This is a genomic window from Ruegeria sp. HKCCD4884, assembly GCF_013110855.1.
Classification (GTDB): Bacteria; Pseudomonadota; Alphaproteobacteria; order Rhodobacterales; family Rhodobacteraceae; genus Ruegeria.
Genome location: NZ_WVRJ01000002.1, coordinates 154317 through 172542, shown reverse-complemented (window position 1 = coordinate 172542; position 18226 = coordinate 154317). Strand labels below are relative to the sequence as shown.

General features: G+C 57.7%; 19 protein-coding genes. 10 read left to right on the top strand and 9 right to left on the bottom strand.

The genetic code is table 11. From position 1 onward, the window contains the following. The first annotated feature begins 30 nt into the window (after positions 1-30). Positions 31-414, top strand: coding sequence for a VOC family protein (locus tag GS636_RS03285; protein WP_171090609.1), 384 nt, complete (start codon positions 31-33; stop codon positions 412-414). Between the two features lie 66 nt (positions 415-480). Here GS636_RS03285 and GS636_RS03280 read toward each other — a convergent pair whose 3' ends face one another. Beyond that, on the bottom strand, positions 481-1128 hold the full coding sequence (locus GS636_RS03280) for a response regulator transcription factor (RefSeq protein ID WP_171090607.1): 648 nt from the start codon (positions 1126-1128) through the stop codon (positions 481-483). Further along, positions 1125-2558, bottom strand: coding sequence for a cache domain-containing protein (locus tag GS636_RS03275; RefSeq protein ID WP_171668428.1), 1434 nt, complete (start codon positions 2556-2558; stop codon positions 1125-1127). The genes GS636_RS03280 and GS636_RS03275 overlap by 4 nt, the downstream gene beginning before the upstream one ends. Before the next feature lie 245 nt (positions 2559-2803). On the opposite strand from GS636_RS03275, the gene GS636_RS03270 reads away from it, so the two are divergent. The 3 genes from GS636_RS03270 (at position 2804) to GS636_RS03260 (ending at position 7305) form a co-directional block, all read left to right on the top strand. Then, positions 2804-3886, top strand: a complete 1083-nt coding sequence (locus tag GS636_RS03270; protein WP_171090603.1) for a TRAP transporter substrate-binding protein — start codon at positions 2804-2806, stop codon at positions 3884-3886. Between the two features lie 120 nt (positions 3887-4006). Continuing rightward, positions 4007-4933, top strand: a complete 927-nt coding sequence (locus GS636_RS03265; protein ID WP_171090601.1) for a TRAP transporter small permease subunit — start codon at positions 4007-4009, stop codon at positions 4931-4933. A 17-nt stretch (positions 4934-4950) separates the two neighbouring features. After that, entirely contained in the window at positions 4951-7305 is a 2355-nt protein-coding gene (locus GS636_RS03260; protein WP_171668427.1) for a TRAP transporter large permease subunit, read from the top strand. Positions 7306-7435: 130 nt separating this feature from the next. On the opposite strand, the gene GS636_RS03255 is transcribed toward GS636_RS03260, so the two are convergent. The 4 genes from GS636_RS03255 to GS636_RS03240 all read right to left on the bottom strand — a co-directional run bounded on the left by GS636_RS03255 (position 7436) and on the right by GS636_RS03240 (position 9652). Beyond that, positions 7436-7825: a VOC family protein gene (locus GS636_RS03255; RefSeq protein WP_171668426.1), complete on the bottom strand. Its 390-nt coding sequence runs from the start codon at positions 7823-7825 to the stop codon at positions 7436-7438. A 7-nt stretch (positions 7826-7832) separates the two neighbouring features. After that, positions 7833-8657, bottom strand: a complete 825-nt coding sequence (locus GS636_RS03250; protein WP_171185747.1) for an arginyltransferase — start codon at positions 8655-8657, stop codon at positions 7833-7835. Between the two features lie 75 nt (positions 8658-8732). Further along, a complete protein-coding gene (locus tag GS636_RS03245; protein ID WP_171090593.1) occupies positions 8733-9164 on the bottom strand; it encodes an RDD family protein in 432 nt (143 codons plus the stop codon). A gap of 65 nt (positions 9165-9229) precedes the next feature. Further along, on the bottom strand, positions 9230-9652 hold the full coding sequence (locus tag GS636_RS03240) for a DUF2852 domain-containing protein (protein WP_171668425.1): 423 nt from the start codon (positions 9650-9652) through the stop codon (positions 9230-9232). Between the two features lie 141 nt (positions 9653-9793). Between GS636_RS03240 and GS636_RS03235 the strand changes: the two genes are divergently transcribed. Genes GS636_RS03235 through GS636_RS03215 form a run of 5 tightly spaced genes read left to right on the top strand, consistent with a single transcriptional unit; the run spans position 9794 to position 15064 of the window. Continuing rightward, the gene (locus tag GS636_RS03235) at positions 9794-10183 is read left to right on the top strand and encodes a nuclear transport factor 2 family protein (RefSeq protein WP_171668424.1); all 390 of its coding nucleotides are present in this window, start codon (positions 9794-9796) and stop codon (positions 10181-10183) included. 49 nt (positions 10184-10232) lie between these two features. Next, entirely contained in the window at positions 10233-13028 is a 2796-nt protein-coding gene (locus GS636_RS03230) for a glutamine-synthetase adenylyltransferase (protein ID WP_171668423.1), read from the top strand. Next, positions 13012-13284: a hypothetical protein gene (locus GS636_RS03225; RefSeq protein ID WP_171090584.1), complete on the top strand. Its 273-nt coding sequence runs from the start codon at positions 13012-13014 to the stop codon at positions 13282-13284. Before GS636_RS03230 ends, GS636_RS03225 begins: the two co-directional genes overlap by 17 nt. A 38-nt stretch (positions 13285-13322) precedes the next feature. Beyond that, complete coding sequence (locus GS636_RS03220; RefSeq protein ID WP_171668422.1) at positions 13323-14525, top strand: RSP_2647 family RNA methyltransferase; 1203 nt, start codon at positions 13323-13325, stop codon at positions 14523-14525. Beyond that, the gene (locus GS636_RS03215; protein ID WP_171668421.1) at positions 14522-15064 is read left to right on the top strand and encodes an RSP_2648 family PIN domain-containing protein; all 543 of its coding nucleotides are present in this window, start codon (positions 14522-14524) and stop codon (positions 15062-15064) included. Before GS636_RS03220 ends, GS636_RS03215 begins: the two co-directional genes overlap by 4 nt. Before the next feature lie 70 nt (positions 15065-15134). Here GS636_RS03215 and GS636_RS03210 read toward each other — a convergent pair whose 3' ends face one another. Continuing rightward, complete coding sequence (locus GS636_RS03210; protein WP_171091198.1) at positions 15135-15821, bottom strand: M48 family metallopeptidase; 687 nt, start codon at positions 15819-15821, stop codon at positions 15135-15137. A gap of 212 nt (positions 15822-16033) precedes the next feature. Between GS636_RS03210 and GS636_RS03205 the strand changes: the two genes are divergently transcribed. Then, the gene (locus GS636_RS03205; protein WP_171668420.1) at positions 16034-16837 is read left to right on the top strand and encodes a methyltransferase domain-containing protein; all 804 of its coding nucleotides are present in this window, start codon (positions 16034-16036) and stop codon (positions 16835-16837) included. A 27-nt stretch (positions 16838-16864) separates the two neighbouring features. Here GS636_RS03205 and GS636_RS03200 read toward each other — a convergent pair whose 3' ends face one another. Together GS636_RS03200 and GS636_RS03195 are read right to left on the bottom strand one after the other, a co-directional pair. After that, positions 16865-18049: a VWA domain-containing protein gene (locus tag GS636_RS03200; protein ID WP_171090575.1), complete on the bottom strand. Its 1185-nt coding sequence runs from the start codon at positions 18047-18049 to the stop codon at positions 16865-16867. Between the two features lie 4 nt (positions 18050-18053). Next, a complete protein-coding gene (locus GS636_RS03195; RefSeq protein WP_171090573.1) occupies positions 18054-18224 on the bottom strand; it encodes a hypothetical protein in 171 nt (56 codons plus the stop codon). Positions 18225-18226: the final 2 nt, after the last annotated feature.

Genomic DNA, 18226 nt, shown 5'->3' with positions numbered 1-18226 from the left:
AACTGAAGCGGTTCATGGTCGGAGCTTCAAATGCCTGAGATTTTGCAACTTACCCCATTCGTGCTGTGTTCGTCCTTGCAGAACCAGATCGATTTCTACTGTGACCGACTTGGGTTTTCCTGCGGGTTCAGGCAGGAAAACTACGCCTTCCTGTCGCTCGGGTCGGTGGCTATTCGCTTGTTGGAATGTCCCGCGCGGGAAGACGGCAAGTCACTGGGCGACGATCAGTCGTTTTACATTGATGTCGACGATGTAGACGGCCTGTACGAAAGCCTGAAATCCGGGCTGGCTGATTTGCCCGAAGGGCGCGTGCGCCCGCCGTTTGACCAACCTTATCTTCAGCGCGAATTTCACGTTTTGGACGAGGACGGAACACTGGTGTTTTTTGGGCAGGACATAAGACCCCGGACCTGAGTACCCGCCCGGCGTCGACCTTCAGTCATGTAACTTCAAGTCAGACGCGCCGCGCGTGCGCGTAGATCAGAAGCCGACGCCAGTACCTTGCAGCACACCATGTTCCAGCGCATAGCGTGTCAGACCAGCGGTGGAAGAAATACCTAGTTTGCGCTTGATGTTCTTGCGGTGGGTCTCGACCGTGCGCACCGAAATCTCGAGTTTTTGGGCGACTTCCTTGTTGGATTTGCCCTGTGCAAGTTCCAGCAGGATCGTCTGTTCGCGCCCGGTCAGTGCCTCGCGCGCGCTGTCTTGTTTTGGTTTGAGGGACCCGCTGGCGCCTGTGCACAGGTATTGTTCGTCCTGCATAACGGCATCGATGGCCTGCTTGATCTCTTCGGTGGGTACATCCTTGAGAATATAGCCTTTGGCACCATGGCTGAGAGCTGTTGAGATGTATTCGGGACTATCATGCATCGACAGGATCAGGATGCGCGTTTCGGGAAGGCGTTCGAGGATGATTTCCGTCGCGCTGAGACCACCGAGACCGGGCATGTTTAGGTCCATCAGGATGACATCAGGGGCCAGGTCGACGGCCTGATCCACAGCCGCCTGACCACTACCGAGTGTGCCGACCACGTTGATGTCCTCAAAGCTTTCCAGGATAGACTGGATGCCTTCGGCCACCATCGGGTGGTCGTCCACAATAAGAACCCGTGTGCTGTCAGAACTCATGTACCGGCCTTTCGGTTCGGAGTTGCGTCTTCCTGCGGCGGCAGAAGGTGGCTGAGCGGCAAGCTGGCTTCGATCACCGTTCCACCTCGCGGTCCGCGTGATGACAGAATCCGTAACGATCCGTCAAGCTGTTCGATACGCTCCTGCATGTTGCGCAGGCCGATGCCTGTGGTTGCCGTCCCGGGCTCGGTGCGCAATCCGAGACCGTTATCAGTGATCCGCATGGTCGCGCCCTTCTTATGTCCGCGCAGGTCTATCGTAACATGCGTAGCACCGGAATGGCGTTCAATATTGGTCAGAGCCTCTTGGGCTATGCGGTAGAGGGCAATCTTGCTGTCCTGATCCAGCCGGTTGCGGAACACGACTGTCGAGAATTCGGTCTCGATCCCGGTACGGTCGCGGAAATCGTCAGTCAGCGCTTTCAGTGCCGGCCCCAGGCCCAGATCGTCCAGCACACCCGGGCGAAGGTCGCGGCTGATGCGCCGTACCTCGGTAATGGCGGTGCCAAGGTGGTCGATCCCTTTTTCCAGCGGATCGCGCGCGCCGATGTCGTCGCCGCGTGACAGACGGCGGCGGGCATTGTCCAGCGCATAGCGAACACCGACAAGGATCTGACTGATGCCGTCGTGCAGCTCACGCGCGACCCGGCCACGTTCTTCTTCCTGCGCGTCGAAGACTCGTTGGGTCAGTTCTTTCAGCTTGGCGTCAGCCAACCGGCGTTCGCGAATGTTCAACAACATGCCCGAGGCAAAAACGATGAGGACAGCCGCCAGCACGATTGCACCGATATACATGAAGGTGCGTTGTACACGGGCTTCGACCTCGGCCCGCGCGTTGGCCACTGTGGCGACAATGTCATCGATGAAAACACCCGTGCCCACGACCCAACGCCAGTCCTGAAGTCCGACCACATAAGCGATCATCTGCGCCTCTTCCCCGGTCGAAGGCTTTTGCCACATGAAGCTGTGCCAACCCGCGCCTTGGCGGGCGAGGCGAATGAACTCGTCCACGATGGGCGTGCCTTCGCTGTCGGTCAGCCCTTCCCAGTTCTGATTGATGAACTGCGTCTGTCTGGGGCTGACCAAGTTGTTTCCGTCATAGTCATAAACAAAGAAGAACCCGTCCTGACCATAGATCATCGCAGAAAGGATTTGCGTGACCAGGTTTTTGGCCACTTCATCATTGGGTTCAGCCCGACCATAGATGTAAGCAAATCCGTTGCGTGCCTGCGTGACATAGTTACGCAACTCTTCCTTCTTGGCCTCGATCAAGCTGCGCTCCAGTGCCTCGATCTCGCGCTCGGCTGTCGCGCGGGCCTCGTAAGCCACCAGCACGGCGATTGCAGCGACAGCGACCACCAATGGGATCGCGGCCACCAGAGACAATTTCTGCGCGTAGGTCAGCGAGACCAGTTGGCGGAGTCTTTGCATAGTCGAATCGATACGCAAGCGGCGGCGAAAATGCAAAAGGAATGGGCAGGATCAGCAAAATGGCGAGTTTTTTGCATTGTTTACTTGGAGGATGGTCAAAGAATCTGTGAAAAACAGCAAAAGAAACCGCTCGTCTACGCAGTAGTAGGTATTCCCATCCACATCACTGTCATTAGGCTGACGCGCATTGAATGCGACAGGTCCGGCTGTGCCGGATTATGACTATGAAGGGGAGGAACACTCATATGGATCGTCGTTCATTTCTGAAAAAATCCGCGCTGGGCGGATCAGCAGCTGCAGCAACCGCTCTGGCGGCACCGGCCTACGCTCAGGGCCAGCGCACGCTGACCATGGTGACCTCATGGGGTCGCGGTCTGGCGGGCGTGTTTGATAGCGCGCAGCGCTGTGCCGACAGCATCAACGCGATGTCTGATGGCAGCCTGAATGTTGAGATCAAAGCAGCCGGTGAACTGGTTGGCGCTTTCGAAGTGTTTGACGCGGTATCTTCCGGTCAGGCCGACATGTATCACGCCGCTGACTACTACTTTGTAGGTCAGCACCCGGGCTATGCGTTCTTCACCGCTGTGCCGTTCGGCATGACCGCGCAGGAGCTGGTGAACTGGTACTATCATGATGGCGGCATGGAGCTGCATGATGAACTGGGTTCGATCTTTGGCCTGAAATCCTTCCTGGCCGGTAACACCGGCGCGCAGGCAGGCGGTTGGTACTCGAAAGAGATCAATGGTCCTGAGGATTTCCAGGGTCTTAAGTTCCGTATGCCGGGTCTGGGTGGCCAGGCGCTGGGTAAGCTGGGCGCATCCGTACAGAACATTCCGGGCTCGGAAGTGTATCAGGCGCTGTCCTCTGGTGCGATTGACGGCACCGAGTGGATCGGTCCCTGGGCGGACGAAAAGGCCGGTTTCCAGGAAATCACCAAAACTTACTACACCGCTGGCTTCCACGAGCCGGGTGCAGGTCTGTCGCTGGCGACCAACCGCGACGTGTTCGACAGCCTGACGCCGGCGCAGCAGAAGATCATCGAGATCGCCGCTGCCGAAGCGCACCAGTGGAACCTGGCGCAGTTCCTGGCCAACAACGGTGCAGCCCTGCAGCGTCTGCAATCCGGTGGCGTGAAGGTCATGGAATTCCCGGAAAGCGTTTGGGACGCCTTCGGTCAGGCTTCGCAAGAAGTTCTGGACGAAAACATGGGCGACGAGCTGTTCAAGAAGATCCACGACAGCGCCATGACGTCGATGGCAGCATCGTCCGCGTGGAACAACCTGTCGTCGGGTGTCTATACCGCTCAGCGCGACCGCGTTCGCGGCTAAACATCAGCCAATAACGTAAACGGTTTCCCCGCAATCGCGGGGAAGCCTTTCCTGTTGCATATGCGCGGACCCATCATGCCGCTATAATAAGCAATGCAACCGACGCGACCCGGGGACAACATGCAGGACGACAACGGTATTTCGTTTTTCGGCGCCCTGTGGAATGGACTGATCTGGTTCATTCAGAACATTGCCGAAGCCTTCTATAATTTCGGATATGCGGTGACGCATCCGCAGCTGTGGCTGAACTGGTCGGACAAAGAAGCGATCATGCGCTTTGTCTATTATGGGGGCTCGGTCGAGTTCTTCTTTGTGGTCTTCACGCTGTTTCTGGTTCTGACGGCCATTGGCCTCTACTATCGGAACTTCATGTGGGGCATGGTTCGGGGGCTGGAAGGGTTCGCAAACGTCACCGGGCGTTTCTTTGCCTGGGCAGGTCTTCTGATGGTCATTCAGCAGATCGTCATCGTATTCATGCAACGCGTGTTCACACGGGCCGACATGGCCTTTGGTCTGGGTATACCGTTTCAGAAGGATATCAGTTGGTTCGCGGAAGAACTTAAACTCTACAACGCAATGGTCGTGTGCCTGTGCTGCACATACACTTTCGTTCAGGGCGGACATGTGCGGGTTGACCTGATCTATGCGGGCATCAGCCACCGCGCCAAGCGCGTTGTCGATATGTGCGGCGCGATGCTGTTCATGATGCCCATGGCAGTGCTGACATGGATGTATGGCTGGTACTTTATGTGGCGGCACCTGATCGTGCCGAAGCCCTCGGCCAGTGACACCTTGGATCGTCTCGTGGCCAAGTCACGCGCACTGCGCTGGAACGTTGAAACCATCGGGTTCAGTCCCAACGGGTTCAACGCGTATTTCCTCTTCAAGATCCTGCTGGTGCTGTTTGCAGGCATGGTGTTCCTGCACGCGATAGCGTTCCTGTGGCGGTCGTATCTGGAATACGTGGAAGGGCCGGAAAGCGCCGGAAAATACCTCGACAAGGACAGCCTTGGCGAGGGCGAAGAAGCCTATGAAGGCGCACATTAAGGACGGAGACCAAGACAATGCTATTCGGACTTGATGGCGTCGAGATAGGCCTCATTATCGTATTCTTTTGCCTTTTCGGAGGCATCCTGTCCGGTTTCCCGGTGGCCTTTGCCATCGGCGGGGCCGGGGTTATCTCATTCGGGATCATCGCAGCCTTGGACAGCGCAGGATTGCTGATCCATCAGGCGATCGACACAGGCTCGCAAGCCTACCGGGATGTCGTGAACTCGGGTGTGAAACCCGACACGATATCTGTGTTCCGATACCCAGACTTACCGAGGATCGCCGAGCCGGTCTTTGTTCAAGGTTGGGAAACCGCTTTGGACCGCAATGTTTCGTTCATCGTGAACCGAATGAACGAACGTGTTCTGGCCGGTCAGTCCATTGAGACACTTCTAGCCGTGCTGATGTTCGTTTTGATGGGCATCACGCTTGAACGCTCGAAGATCGCAAACGATCTGTTGACGACAATGGCGCGTGTCTTTGGCCCGCTGCCCGGCGGTCTGGCAGTGTCGATTGTGGTTGTTGGCGCGTTTCTGGCGGCCTCGACCGGTATCGTCGGCGCAACCGTGGTGACCATGGGCCTGCTGGCCTTGCCGACCATGTTGCGGAACAATTACTCGCCAGAGCTGGCGACTGGTGTGATTGCGGCCTCGGGCACGTTGGGACAGATCATTCCACCGTCGATTGTCATTGTTTTGTTGGGAACGCTGGCCGGTGATCTTTATTCGACCGCGCAAGAAACGCGTGCGGTCGAGGCCGGATGTACCGACGCGCTGACCTATCTGGGTGAGCCCGCAGTGGTTTCGGTCGGAACCCTGTTTCAGGCGGCACTTCTGCCGGGGATCATGCTGGCCTTGCTGTATGCGCTCTATGCCTTTGGGTACGCGTTGCTGAACCCGGACAAAGCGCCAGCCGTTGAAATGTCCGGTGGCTCGGGTGAGACGATCACCCGCTCAGAGGGTTTGACCTGGCTGCTGGGCGCGCCGGTTGCGATCATTGTCGGTGCCGTGCTTTTGGGCAGTGCTGGCGTCATCGGCAGCCAGAACATCTCGGTCTCAGCATTCTCGGATGTTGGGCAGGGCGCATCGTTGCGCACCAACGTATCGGAAGAATGCAAGGCATCGATGATCGATCTGCATGGCCAGTCCGCCTGGGATCAGGCGGTTGCCGAGCAGGAAGAGATCGACGCTGCCGGTGGCATCGCCAATGCCGAGCGTTTGAGCGAGGAGGAGCTGGTTGAAGCCCGCGAGGCAAAAATCGCGAATGCAGCGCCGATTGGAAACGGAGTTGCGATTTTTGTGGTGCTGCTGGCGCTGACGCTGGTTCTGGGTCGGGGCATCGCGCCCTCGCGCTCGCCACAGCCGTTGATCGTTGGTGCGATTGGTCTTTTGTTGATGTTGTTGGTCGATGTTCTGTTTATTGCACCGACTACATCTGCGGGGCTGACATTTGTTCTGTTGGCCATTCCCTTTGCCATTGCGATCTATGGTTGCCGGGAAGCGGCAGCACGCTGTGCGACCAACGACCTGATCCGCGTGGTGTTTCCACCCTTGGTTCTGATTATCGCGGTGCTGGGTTCGATCCTGGGCGGTATCACCAACCCGACACCTGCCGCCGCATTGGGTGCGGGCGGGGCAATCATGCTGGCCGCTTATCGCAAATTGCATGATCAAGGTCGTTCCGGCGGCGTCATCATCTGGTCGACCTTTGCCGTGATCATCTGTTTGCTGTTGGGCGTGAACTTTGACCTCAGGGTCAATCAGGAAGGTGCTTCGGTCGAAACCGTGATCGCTTTTGTTCTGGCTTATGCAACGTATCTGTATGCTCTGTTTGGACTGCTATATGGTTGCTGGGTCTTGTTCTCGAGCGGTGTTCTGACGCCCGTTGTTCGCGAGACAGCCAAAGTGACCTCGATGGTCTTCACCATTCTGATCGGATCACAGTTGCTGAACCTTGTGGTGATTTCGTTTGGAGGTGAGCACTATATTCAGCAGTTCCTGAAGAGCTTTGACAACGAGTTCACGGTATTCCTGATCGTGATGCTGGTGCTGTTCATTCTGGGCTTTGTGCTGGACTTCCTCGAAATCATCTACATCGTGATCCCCATTGTGGGGCCGGTGATTTATGGTGGATCTTTCGATCCGAAATGGGTGACGATCATGGTGGCTGTGAACCTGCAGACCTCGTTCCTGACGCCGCCCTTCGGGTTCGCCTTGTTCTATCTGAGGGGGGTTGCCCCAAAAGAGGTCACAACCGGCCACATATACCGAGGGATCATACCGTTTGTGTTGATCCAGGTGGTTGGCATTGCGATCTTGTGGTTCTTCCCCTCGATCGTCACCATCGTGCCGGATCTGATCCCGAATTGATCCCGGTAAGCAAGATGCAAAGGGGGCCCGGTGGCCCCCTTTTCTTTTTTGCTTTAGAAAAGGGGCCAGCCCCTTCTTGGCCTGCGGCCAATTCATCCCCGAGGTATTTGTAGCCAGATGAAGATGCGGATCAGTTGAATTCTATCAGGTCCCAACGATTGCCGAAGGGGTCACGCCAGACTGCGACCTGGCCATAAGGCTCGGAGCGTGGGGATTCCTCTAACGTCACGCCCCGTGCCAGCATGTCGGTATGATCGCGAGAAAAATCATCGGTTTGAAGGAAGAAACCCACGCGGCCACCGGTCTGATTGCCAATAGCGGCTTCCTGGTCGGGGCCGTCAGCTTTGGCCAGCAGAAGAGAACTGCCATTTGAGCCGGGTGGGGCGATCAATACCCAGCGTTTGCCGTCGCCCAGGTCGATGTCCTGCAGAAGCTGGAACTTGAGCGTTTCGGTATAAAATGAGATCGCGGCATCGTAGTCGGGCACTACAAGGGTAACCGCGTGCAAATTTTGCTTCATGATGATGTCAGCCTTTGGTCGGATGGCGGTCTGGCAACTGAATATTGGCCACTTGCTCCGCTATTGGGGCTGAGGACAACGGGTGATGCGATGCATCGGAAAAGGCATCTGGATCTTTGATCTTTTGCCATTGGCCTTGAATATAAGCCTCGAGCCCTGAGAACTTGGCCTTGTAGCCCATCTTGGGGCTGCCCGGGACCCAGTAGCCCAAATAGATGTAGGGCAGGCCGGCTTCGCGCGCGATGTCTATGTGATCGAGGATCATGTATGTGCCCAGCGAATTCTGGGGCTGGTTTGGATCGTAGAAAGAATAGACCATGCTTAGCCCGTCATCGAGCACATCAGTCAGACTGACTGCGATCAGATCGCCGGTTTTCGGGTCGGCATATTCTACCACACGGCTGCGGATCGGAGTTTCTTCGATCATGGCAGCAAATTCGAACACATCCATGTCGGCCATGCCGCCGTCGGCGTGCCGGGTATCCAGATAACGGCGGAACAGTTCGTATTGTTCGTCTGTAGCCCAGGGTGACGTTGCGCGGCGTTCCAGATACCCGTTGCGCTTTGCAGCGCGTTTCTGGCTTTTGGTGGCGCGAAAGGCCGAAACGTCGATCCGGGCGGACAGGCAGGCTGCGCAGTCCGTGCAGGACGGTCGGTAAAGCACGTTTTGCGATCGGCGAAACCCCTGCTGCGAAAGCGAGTTATTCAATTGCTCAGCGCCTTCGCCTTGAAGGGCTGTAAACAATTTACGCTCCATCCTGCCGTCAAGATAAGGGCAGGGTTGTGGAGCGGTCACATAGAATTGTGGCGCAATTGGCAGCGTGTGTCGCATGAAGTTCCCATCTAGCCTCGGGACAGATGATAACAACCGTTCCCGAGACCGCCAAGTGATTCACGCAGTTGGGCCTCACGCTCTTTGATTGATCATAACAGTCCCCAGGAAACTGTCGGTCAGGCCCTGACCGCGGGCGCTTGTCAGCATCATGATGACCGAAATGATCTGGACCACGAAAAACGCCATGCTGACGAAATAACCGGCAGTATGGGCGATGGCTTTGCCCATATCCATACGTTCGCCGAACGCGTCGCGCAGTTCGATGCCCATGAAGCGCATACCCAGCGTGGCTGAGCCGTTCGAGATTGTGATGACCCGATACGCAAAGCTGATCACCGCATAAATCAGCGGCAGGAAAAACAGCCCCGCACCGAATGTCAGGAAGACGGGCACGATGCACAGCAGCGAGATGAAGGCGATATCGAACAGCCACGCGACAAAGCGCTTGGTCGCAACCGAGCTGTAGAATTCTGGTTGAGTATCCGGGTTGGGCAGGTGGTTCATTCGTCAGGTCCGAAAGATAGGGTTGAGGCACCCTGACCCGAAGTATCGGGGCAGGGCAAGGGCTATCAGGCAGGTGCGCCTTTGCCGTCGTCTTCGTGGTTCTCGCGGGCGCGTTCGTCCATGAACTGGTCGAACTCGGCCTTGTCCTTGGCCTCGCGCAGACGGCGCAGGAAGGCTTCGAAATCCTGCTGTTCGCGCTCCAGACGGGCAAGGGTGTCGGCCTTGTAAGCGTCAAAGGCGCTGTTACCCGACGGCTTCATTGCGCTCATGTGGCTGTGCCAGGATTTGCGGCGGCTGCAGGGCTTGCTGAACATGCGTTTGCTCCAGATCATATAAGCCAGAAGGGCTAGGCCAACGGGCCAGAAGAAGATGAACCCAAGGACCATGGCGGCGATCCAGGCCCCTTTGCCTTTGTCGTCCAGCCAGGCTTCAATTCGGTAAAGCCATCCCGGATTTGCGGGGACGGCGGGGTCTGACAGTGCAGTCATGAAAGCTCTCCAGGGTTGATGTAAATTCTTTTCACATTGTCTAGATGGGGATGCATTTTGCTGATGCAAGGGGTGATGTGAAAAAGATTTACATTCTGCAACTCGGTTGACGTTGAACACCACTGATCGCAGGGTGCGGTCATGAATATGACTGAAAACAGGACAGCTCCGGCGTTGAATGAAATTCTTGACCTGGAAAAGCAGGTCTGGATGGCGTTGGTCGAAGGTAATGCAAGCGCAGACCGTGCTTTGCTGAGTGCAGATTTTCTGGGGGTTTACCCAACCGGGTTTGCCAATCGCGATGATCATGTTGGCCAATTCGCGGATTCTCCGACGATGGTGGAGTTTGATCTGAGCGATGCGCGGTTGCGGGTTCTGACATCGGATATAGTCCTGTTGTCTTATAGGGCTGATTACTTGCGTCCCGGTGCGACAGAGCGCGAAGCGATGCTGATTTCCTCATTGTGGGAACGAAGGAACGACGTCTGGGTCAACAGTTTCAGTCAGGACACACCCGTTCAGGACGTCTGATCAGAATGCCCCATTGACGATGACGCGCCGCGATGCGCAGGGTGCGCGCATGACTGACGCACTTGCCATTACCCGACTTCCACGTGCTTTTGATCCGTCTTTAGGAGATGAAGCGCGGGCCCTGATGCCAGATTTGCCGCAGGAAATGGGTGAGCTCGTGGCGGGCACTGCCGGGTCCAGCCCCTATCTGAAAGGTCTGATCGAGCGTGAGAAAGGCTGGTTGCCCGAGGCATTGGAGCAGCCGGATCAGGCCCTTGCGAACGTTATGGCTGCAGCCCGTGATCTGCCGCCCGATCAGTTGAAACCCGGCTTGCGGCAGGCCAAGCGACGTTTGGCGCTGCTGACCGCCTTGGCTGATATTGCAGGTGCGTGGCCGTTAGAGAAGGTCACGGCGGCCCTGACGGATTTCGGAGCCCTGGCTGCGGATGTTGCGGCCAAGGCCGAGATCGCTGCTTTGATCCGGCGCAAGAAACTGCCCGGAATGACTGAAGATGATGTCGAAAACGCAGCCGGGCTGGTCATTCTTGCGATGGGCAAGATGGGCGCGCACGAGTTGAATTACAGCTCGGACATTGACCTGATCGTCCTGTTTGATGAGACGCTGTTTGACCCAGATGATTTTTACGAAGCCCGGCAGGGCATGGTCCAGGCGACGCGAAACTTTTGCGCAACGCTCAGTGATAAGACGGCAGACGGGTATGTGTTTCGGACCGATTTGAGGCTGCGTCCTGATCCCGCCGTGACACCGGTCTGCATGGCGATGGAGGCGGCTGAACGGTATTATGAAAGCCTTGGACGCACCTGGGAACGAGCAGCCTATATCAAGGCACGACCCTGTGCCGGGGATCTGGTTGCGGGTCAAAGGTTTTTGGACAGCCTGCGCCCATTCGTCTGGCGCCGTCATCTGGACTTTGCGGCCATTCAGGACGCCCATGATATGCGTCTGCGTATCCGGGAAAACAAAGGCACCGGTGGGTCTTTGTCCATCCCGGGCCACGACATGAAGCTGGGGCAGGGCGGTATCCGAGAGATCGAGTTTTTCACTCAAACCCGCCAACTGATCGCAGGTGGGCGGGATGCTGACCTGCGGGTGCGGGGGACTGTTCCGGGGCTGGCGGCGCTTGCGTCAAAAGGCTGGGTGCCACAGGACGTTACTGACAAGTTGACCGATCACTACCGGGCGCATCGCGAGGTCGAGCATCGCATTCAGATGATTCACGATGCGCAGACCCACAAGGTTCCCAAAACGCCAGATGGAATCGAACGCGTCGCGTGCCTGATGGGGATCAGCGGCGCCGAGTTGATGCAAGACCTGACGAACCGCCTGACCGAAGTACATGAACTGACCGAGGGGTTCTTTGCTCCGGGCCAATCACAACCGCCCGCACCTGTGCAGGACGTGGAGTTTGACAAGAAGATACTGGCGCGTTGGACGACCTATCCGGCGTTGCGAAGCCAGCGAGGTGCGCGGATATTCGAACGCCTGCGGCCAGAATTGCTGTCGCGCCTCGCCAAGACGGCCAAGCCAGACGAGGCGCTTATGGCCTTGGACGGGTTTCTGGCCGGTCTTCCCGCCGGCGTGCAGCTGTTTTCCTTGTTCGAAGCGAACCCGCATCTGATTGACCTCTTGGTCGATATTGTTGGCACATCCCATGCGCTTGCTTCGCACCTGTCACGCAATGCGTCTGTGTTTGACGCAGTGATCGGGGGCAGTTTCTTTACTGATTGGCCGGGGCAAGAGGCGCTGCAGGCCGAACTGGCACAAGCCCTTTCAGAGGAAACGGACTATGAAACTCAGCTCGATCTGGCGCGGCGCTGGTGCAAGGAATGGCATTTCCGCATTGGTGTGCACCATCTGCGCGGCCTGATTGACGGGGCACAGGCCGGTCAGCAATATGCTGAGCTTGCTCAGTCGGTGATTGCAGCCGTACTCCCACACGTCACTGAAAACTTCGCCCGCAAACATGGTCCTGCGCCGGGGCGCGGGGCGGCTATTCTGGGTATGGGCTCACTTGGGGCAGGGCGGATCAACTCGCAATCCGATCTGGACATGATCGTGATCTATGATCCCTTGGACCAAGAGATGTCGGATGGCCCGCGCCCATTGGCCACGCGGACATATTACGCTCGGTTTACGCAGGCGCTGATTACAGCACTCTCGGCCCCAATGTCCCAAGGGCGTTTGTATGAGGTCGATATGCGATTGCGCCCCTCGGGTAATCAGGGGCCGGTGGCAACAAGCTGGGCCAGCTTTACCAACTATCAGCAAAACGAAGCCTGGGTGTGGGAGCATCTGGCCCTGACCCGCGCACATGTCGTTGCGGGTGACGCGGGGCTGGCTGAAGATATTGAGACCTTTCGGGCTGAATTCCTGTCTCGCCCACGAGAACAGGCCAAAGTTCTGCGCGAAGTGGCAGAAATGCGCGCGCGCCTTGCTGCCGCCAAGGCACCTGCGGGTATCTGGGATGCCAAGAACGGACCGGGGCGTCTGATGGACATCGAACTGATGGCCGAAACCGGCGCTTTGCTGGCAGGCTCGGCGCAGCGCGATGTATCATCGGGTCTGGATGGGGCCGTCGCAGCCGGATTGCTGGATGTCGCGCAGGCGCAATCGCTGAAAGAGTGCTATGATTTATGCTGGTCGGTGCAATGTGCCGCCCGACTACTGTCGGGCAAGGTCATCGAGGCCGACAAAATAGGCGAGGGTGGCACCGCGTTTCTATGCCGCGCGACCGGGTTCGAACAGGTTGAGGCGCTGCAGGCGGCATTGCAGGACAGTTACACGACCGCAGCCGATCTGATCGGGAGCGTGATCAAAGGGGGCGAAGATGGCGCGCAGCACTGATCCCAACGACCACAAGGGTCTGATCCTTGAAGCTTATCGCATTGAGGGCATCTCCTTGCCCGAATGCCGCAGCATTTTTCTGGACTGGGCGCTCAGCCTGCCTGCCGATCGCGATCAGAATACAGCGCTGGCGGAATTGCACGCGGGCTACGTGGACCAAAACCCCGATCATCCCATGACACAAGTCCTCAGCGAGGGTCTTCAGGCGGCTCAGACCCCCAAACGCCGAGGCGGATGGCGATCCCGTAACCGCTAGGGGTTTTCGACCGCCGCGTTCCTGACTATGAGGGCGCCATGACCCAATCTGCCGACCGCCCCCGTATCCGCCTGAAACCCAAAGCCAATGCGCGCGGCCTGCGTCATGGCTTCCCTTGGGTCTATGCCAACGACATCGTCACCGACCGCCGTACCCGTAAAATCCCTGCCGGTGCACTGGCCGTGCTTGAGGATGAAAAACGCGCGCCCATCGCGCTGGTGGCGGTCAACCCCGAGTCCAAGATCATGTGCCGGGTTCTGGACCGTGATATTGACGCGCAGCTTGACGCCGTGTGGTTCGAAACCCGCTTGCGGCGCGCCCTCGAGATGCGCGAACGCCTGTTTGACGCCCCGTATTACCGCCTGATCCATGCCGAGGCGGATGGCTTTCCCGGCGTGATCATCGACCGCTTTGGTGACGCCTGCGTTATCCAGCCGAACGCGGCCTGGGTCGAGGCACATCTGGGCCTGCTGACAGACGCTTTGGTCAAGGTGACAAGCGTGTCCACGGTTCTAAAGAACGCCTCGGGTCGCACACGCGGGCTTGAGGGGCTGGACGACGTCAACCAAACCCTGCGCGGCACCGCACCCGATGCACCGCTGCCGGTGCCGATGAATGGCGCGACCTACATGGCCGATCTGACCGGCGGGCAGAAAACCGGCCTGTTCTATGACCAGCGTCCCAATCATGCCTTCGCTGCGCGGCTTGTTCATCCCGGAGCGCAGGTTCTGGATGTTTTCAGCCATGTGGGCGGCTTTGGTCTCGCCATGCTGGCAGGCGGTGCAGGGCAGGCGCTGTCTGTTGATGGCTCTGCCGCCGCACTGGAGTTGGCGGCAAAGGGCGCCGAGGCTTCGGGCCTTGCTGACAAGTTCCAAACCCGGCAGGGCGACGCGTTCGACGTGTTGACCCAATTGGGGGAAGAGGGCGCGCAGTTTGACGTCGTGATCTGCGACCCGCCCGCTTTTGCGCCGTCGAAACAAGCGCTGGATGCAGGGCTGCGCGCCTATGAGCGGATCGCCCGACTGGCCGCACCTCTGGTCAAATCCGGTGGTTATCTGGGACTGTGCTCATGTTCACACGCCGCTGATCTGGGGCGATTCCGCGATGCCTCATCCCGCGGGATCGGTCGGGCCGGACGGCAGGCACAACTGATCCACACCGGGTTTGCGGGCCCGGATCACCCGCAATTGCCGCAACTGGCGGAAAGCGGTTACCTCAAAGCGGTGTTCTATCGCCTATGAAAGCCGTGCTCGACACCTGCGTGATCTACCCCACGGTGATACGCGAGATGCTTTTGGGCGCGGCGCGTATGGGTCATTTCACCCCGATCTGGTCTGCACGCATCCTCGAGGAATGGGCCCGCGCCGCCCGCAAACTTGGCCCAACGGGTGAGGCACAAGCCCGTGCCGAAATCGCACTGACACAAGCCAATTGGCCCGATGCCGAGCGTGCGGTTAACGAGGGACTGCAAAACCGCCTTTGGCTGCCTGATGCTGCTGACATTCATGTATTGGCCACCGCAATTGCTGCGTCTGCCGATGTAATCGTGACGGTGAATGCGAAGGATTTCCCCAGAAATATCCTGTCCGAAGAGGGGCTTGAACGGCGTGACCCAGACAGTCTGCTTCACGGTTTTTGGCAGGCAGACGCAATTGGGATGAACGCACTCGCGGCTCAGGTCCTTGCCGAGGCTAACCGTCTTTCAGGTGATCAATGGACCTTGCGCGCATTGATGAAAAAAGCCCGCCTTCCCCGATTGGGCAAAGCCCTCACCACGTAAACGGGATCTGTCTTCATCTGGCTAAAAATACCTCGGAGAGCGCGAGAGGCTCGCCTCTCGCTGCGCACCCTCAGCCACGTTCCCAACGTTGTTCAAGAGCTTCCAACGCTGCAATCCGCTCGTCCGTCTTGGGGTGGCTCATCAACCACGCCGGAACGACACCGGCGCGTTGATGCGTCAGGTCCTCCAACTTGTGGAACAGTGATTTCTGCGGGCCAATTCCGATCCCGGCCTTGGTCAACAAAGCTGCGGCATATTCGTCGGCCTCATACTCATCCCCTCGTGACAGGCGCGAGGCCAAAAGGGCGGTTAAAGCATTGGCAATCATCGCACCGATGAACGGGATGAACCGGTTCAGGACCAGTATCAACGCCGTCCGCATCGCGTTCTGACCGGAAAAATCAATCATCCGCCGCCGGGCGTGCCCCAGCGCCACATGCCCCAACTCATGTGCGATGACACTGGCCATTTCCTCGGCTGAAACTTCGCCATTGCGAAACTTGCGATAGAACCCCCGCGTAATGAAAATCCGCCCGTCTGGGGCGGCCAACCCATTCACCGGGTCGATCTCATAGATGTAAACCGGCACCCGATCGATACCAAGGGCAGCCGCCAGCCGGTCCGTCATACGCTTCAACGCGGGGTCGGCCAGTTCGGTCGATTTTGCGTCCAACTCTCGGTGGGTGCGCCAGACGGATATCCGGTACATCGCAAGGCCGTACAAAACGGCCAGAAGGATCGGGGTGAGCTTGATCATAGCCCAGATATGGGGCAGCAGCGAAGGGCTGGCAAGAGGGACGCAAGGGTGCCAACTAGAACCGTCCCGTCTGCCGCAACAGCCGTTGAGTGCGCGAGGTACAGCACCGTTAAGAGCCTTTCGGGATAAATCCGAGCGCCAAGCAGTTCAAGCCAGATGAGAATTTTGCGAATTTGCAGTATAATCCATCCGATTTTGCCGGAGGAAGTGCTGTGTCTGACCCCTATGCCGATCTCGCATCTCAGGATGAAGACCTTCAGAAACGTATCGCGGACGCGATAGATATCCGCAGCCAGGATGCCGCGCAGATTGCGATCAGGCAGGCCTATCTTACGGATATTAAGCTGCCCCCCAACGCCGCAGCTGTCGAATTGGGGTCCGGGACAGGATATGTCACGCGGGATCTGATCGGCATGGCCGGAGCCGAAACAGCACTGGGGGTAGAGCCTTCGCCCGTAATGGTAGCCCGTGCCAACACGCATTTTGCGGACGAGCCCAATTTGAGCTTTGTGGTTGGGGACGCAAGGCAGACTGGCCTGCCTGACGGTAAGTTCGATATTGTGTTGATGCACACGTTGCTGTGCCATGTCCCCGAACCGGAGAAAGCCATTCACGAGGCTCATCGGATTTTGAAACCCGGCGGCATATTGGCGATTTGTGATGGAGACTACAGCACCGCAACCGCTCAGATCGCCGATTTCGATCCGCTGGATCAGCTTGTGCGTTTCATGATCAACCAGAACGTCACCAACCTTTGGATCATGCGTCAGATATCAGGTCTGCTGACCGAAAACGGCTTTGCATTGGGTGCACGTAAAGGCCACGGTTATGTTGCTGAAGGGCAGGCCGAGTACTTTCTGACCGTCATAGATCGGGGCGCGGATCGCTTGGTGGAAGAAGGCATTCTGCAGCCCGGCACCGGAGAGGCCCTGAAGCAAGAGGCCCGCGACCGCGTCGCGCAAGATACGTTCTTTGGCTACATGTCCTACGTCAGTCAAATCGCCTACAAGAAATAGACATCTGACCGATCTTGGTTACACGCTCTACCGCGTAAGTTCCCTCATGCCCTGTTCCAGGCCGGCCAGTGTCATGGGCACCATGCGATCCTCGAAAATCTCTCGGATCATCCCAATGGAATGGGTGTATTCCCAATATTTCTCGGGCACTGGATTGATCCAAAGGTTGGATGCCCACTGTTCGCGCGCCCGTTGCAGCCAGACTTGTCCGGCTTCCTGATTCCAGTGTTCGTTGGCCCCGCCGGGATAGGCGATTTCATACGGGCTCATCGAGGCATCGCCAACGAAGATGCATTTGTAGTCACCGCCATAGGTGCGCAGCACTTCGTGCGTGGGGGTCTGTTGATCCCAGCGACGGCGATTGTCGCGCCAAACACCTTCATAAAGGCAGTTGTGGAAGTAGTAATATTCCAGATGCTTAAACTCGGTTCGGGCGGCGGAAAACAGTTCTTCGACCACCTTGATGTGCGGATCCATTGATCCGCCCACGTCCAGAAACAGCAGCACCTTGACCGCGTTGTGACGCTCGGGGCGGGTCTTGACGTCCAGATAGCCATGTTCAGCCGTGGCGCGGATCGTGCCGTCCAGATCCAGCTCTTCAGCCGCGCCTTCACGGGCCCAGCGGCGCAACCGTTTCAAGGCGACCTTGATGTTGCGTGTGCCCAGTTCAACTGTGTCGTCTAAGTTTTTGAATTCCCGCTTGTCCCAGACCTTTACGGCGCGCTGATGGCGGCTTTCCTTCTGACCGATGCGGACGCCTTCGGGGTTATACCCGTAGGCCCCAAACGGAGAGGTTCCGGCTGTGCCAATCCACTTGTTGCCCCCTTGATGGCGGCCCTGTTGTTCCTTGAGCCGCTCGCGCAGGGTTTCCATCAGCTTATCAAACCCGCCAAGCGCTTCGATCTCGGCTTTTTCCTCATCCGACAGGTGCTTTTCGGCCATCTTGGCCAGCCAGTCGCCAGGGATATCCACGGCTTCCAGAACCTGATCGAAACTGATCTCGTTAAGCCCTTCGAAGCTGGCAGCAAAAGCGCGGTCAAACTTGTCGATGTTGCGTTCGTCTTTCACCATCGACACACGCGCGAGGTAATAAAACGCTTCGACATCATAAGTGGCGAGACCCTTTTTCATGCCCTCCAGAAAAGTCAGGTATTCTCGGAGCGAGACCGGAATTCCAGCTTTGCGGAGGTTTTCGAAGAAGGGCAGAAACATCGCGCTATACCACCAAGCGGACCAGAACGAGCGATATTATTAACCCGACCAGCGCAAACGCGATCCCGTAGCCTGCCGCATATTGCGCCATGTCGGCCCCGTTGCCATTGCGTTTCTTCGCGGTCAAAGCGCCCAGGATTGCCCCCAGGATCGCCATTCCCAAAACTACCACCATAT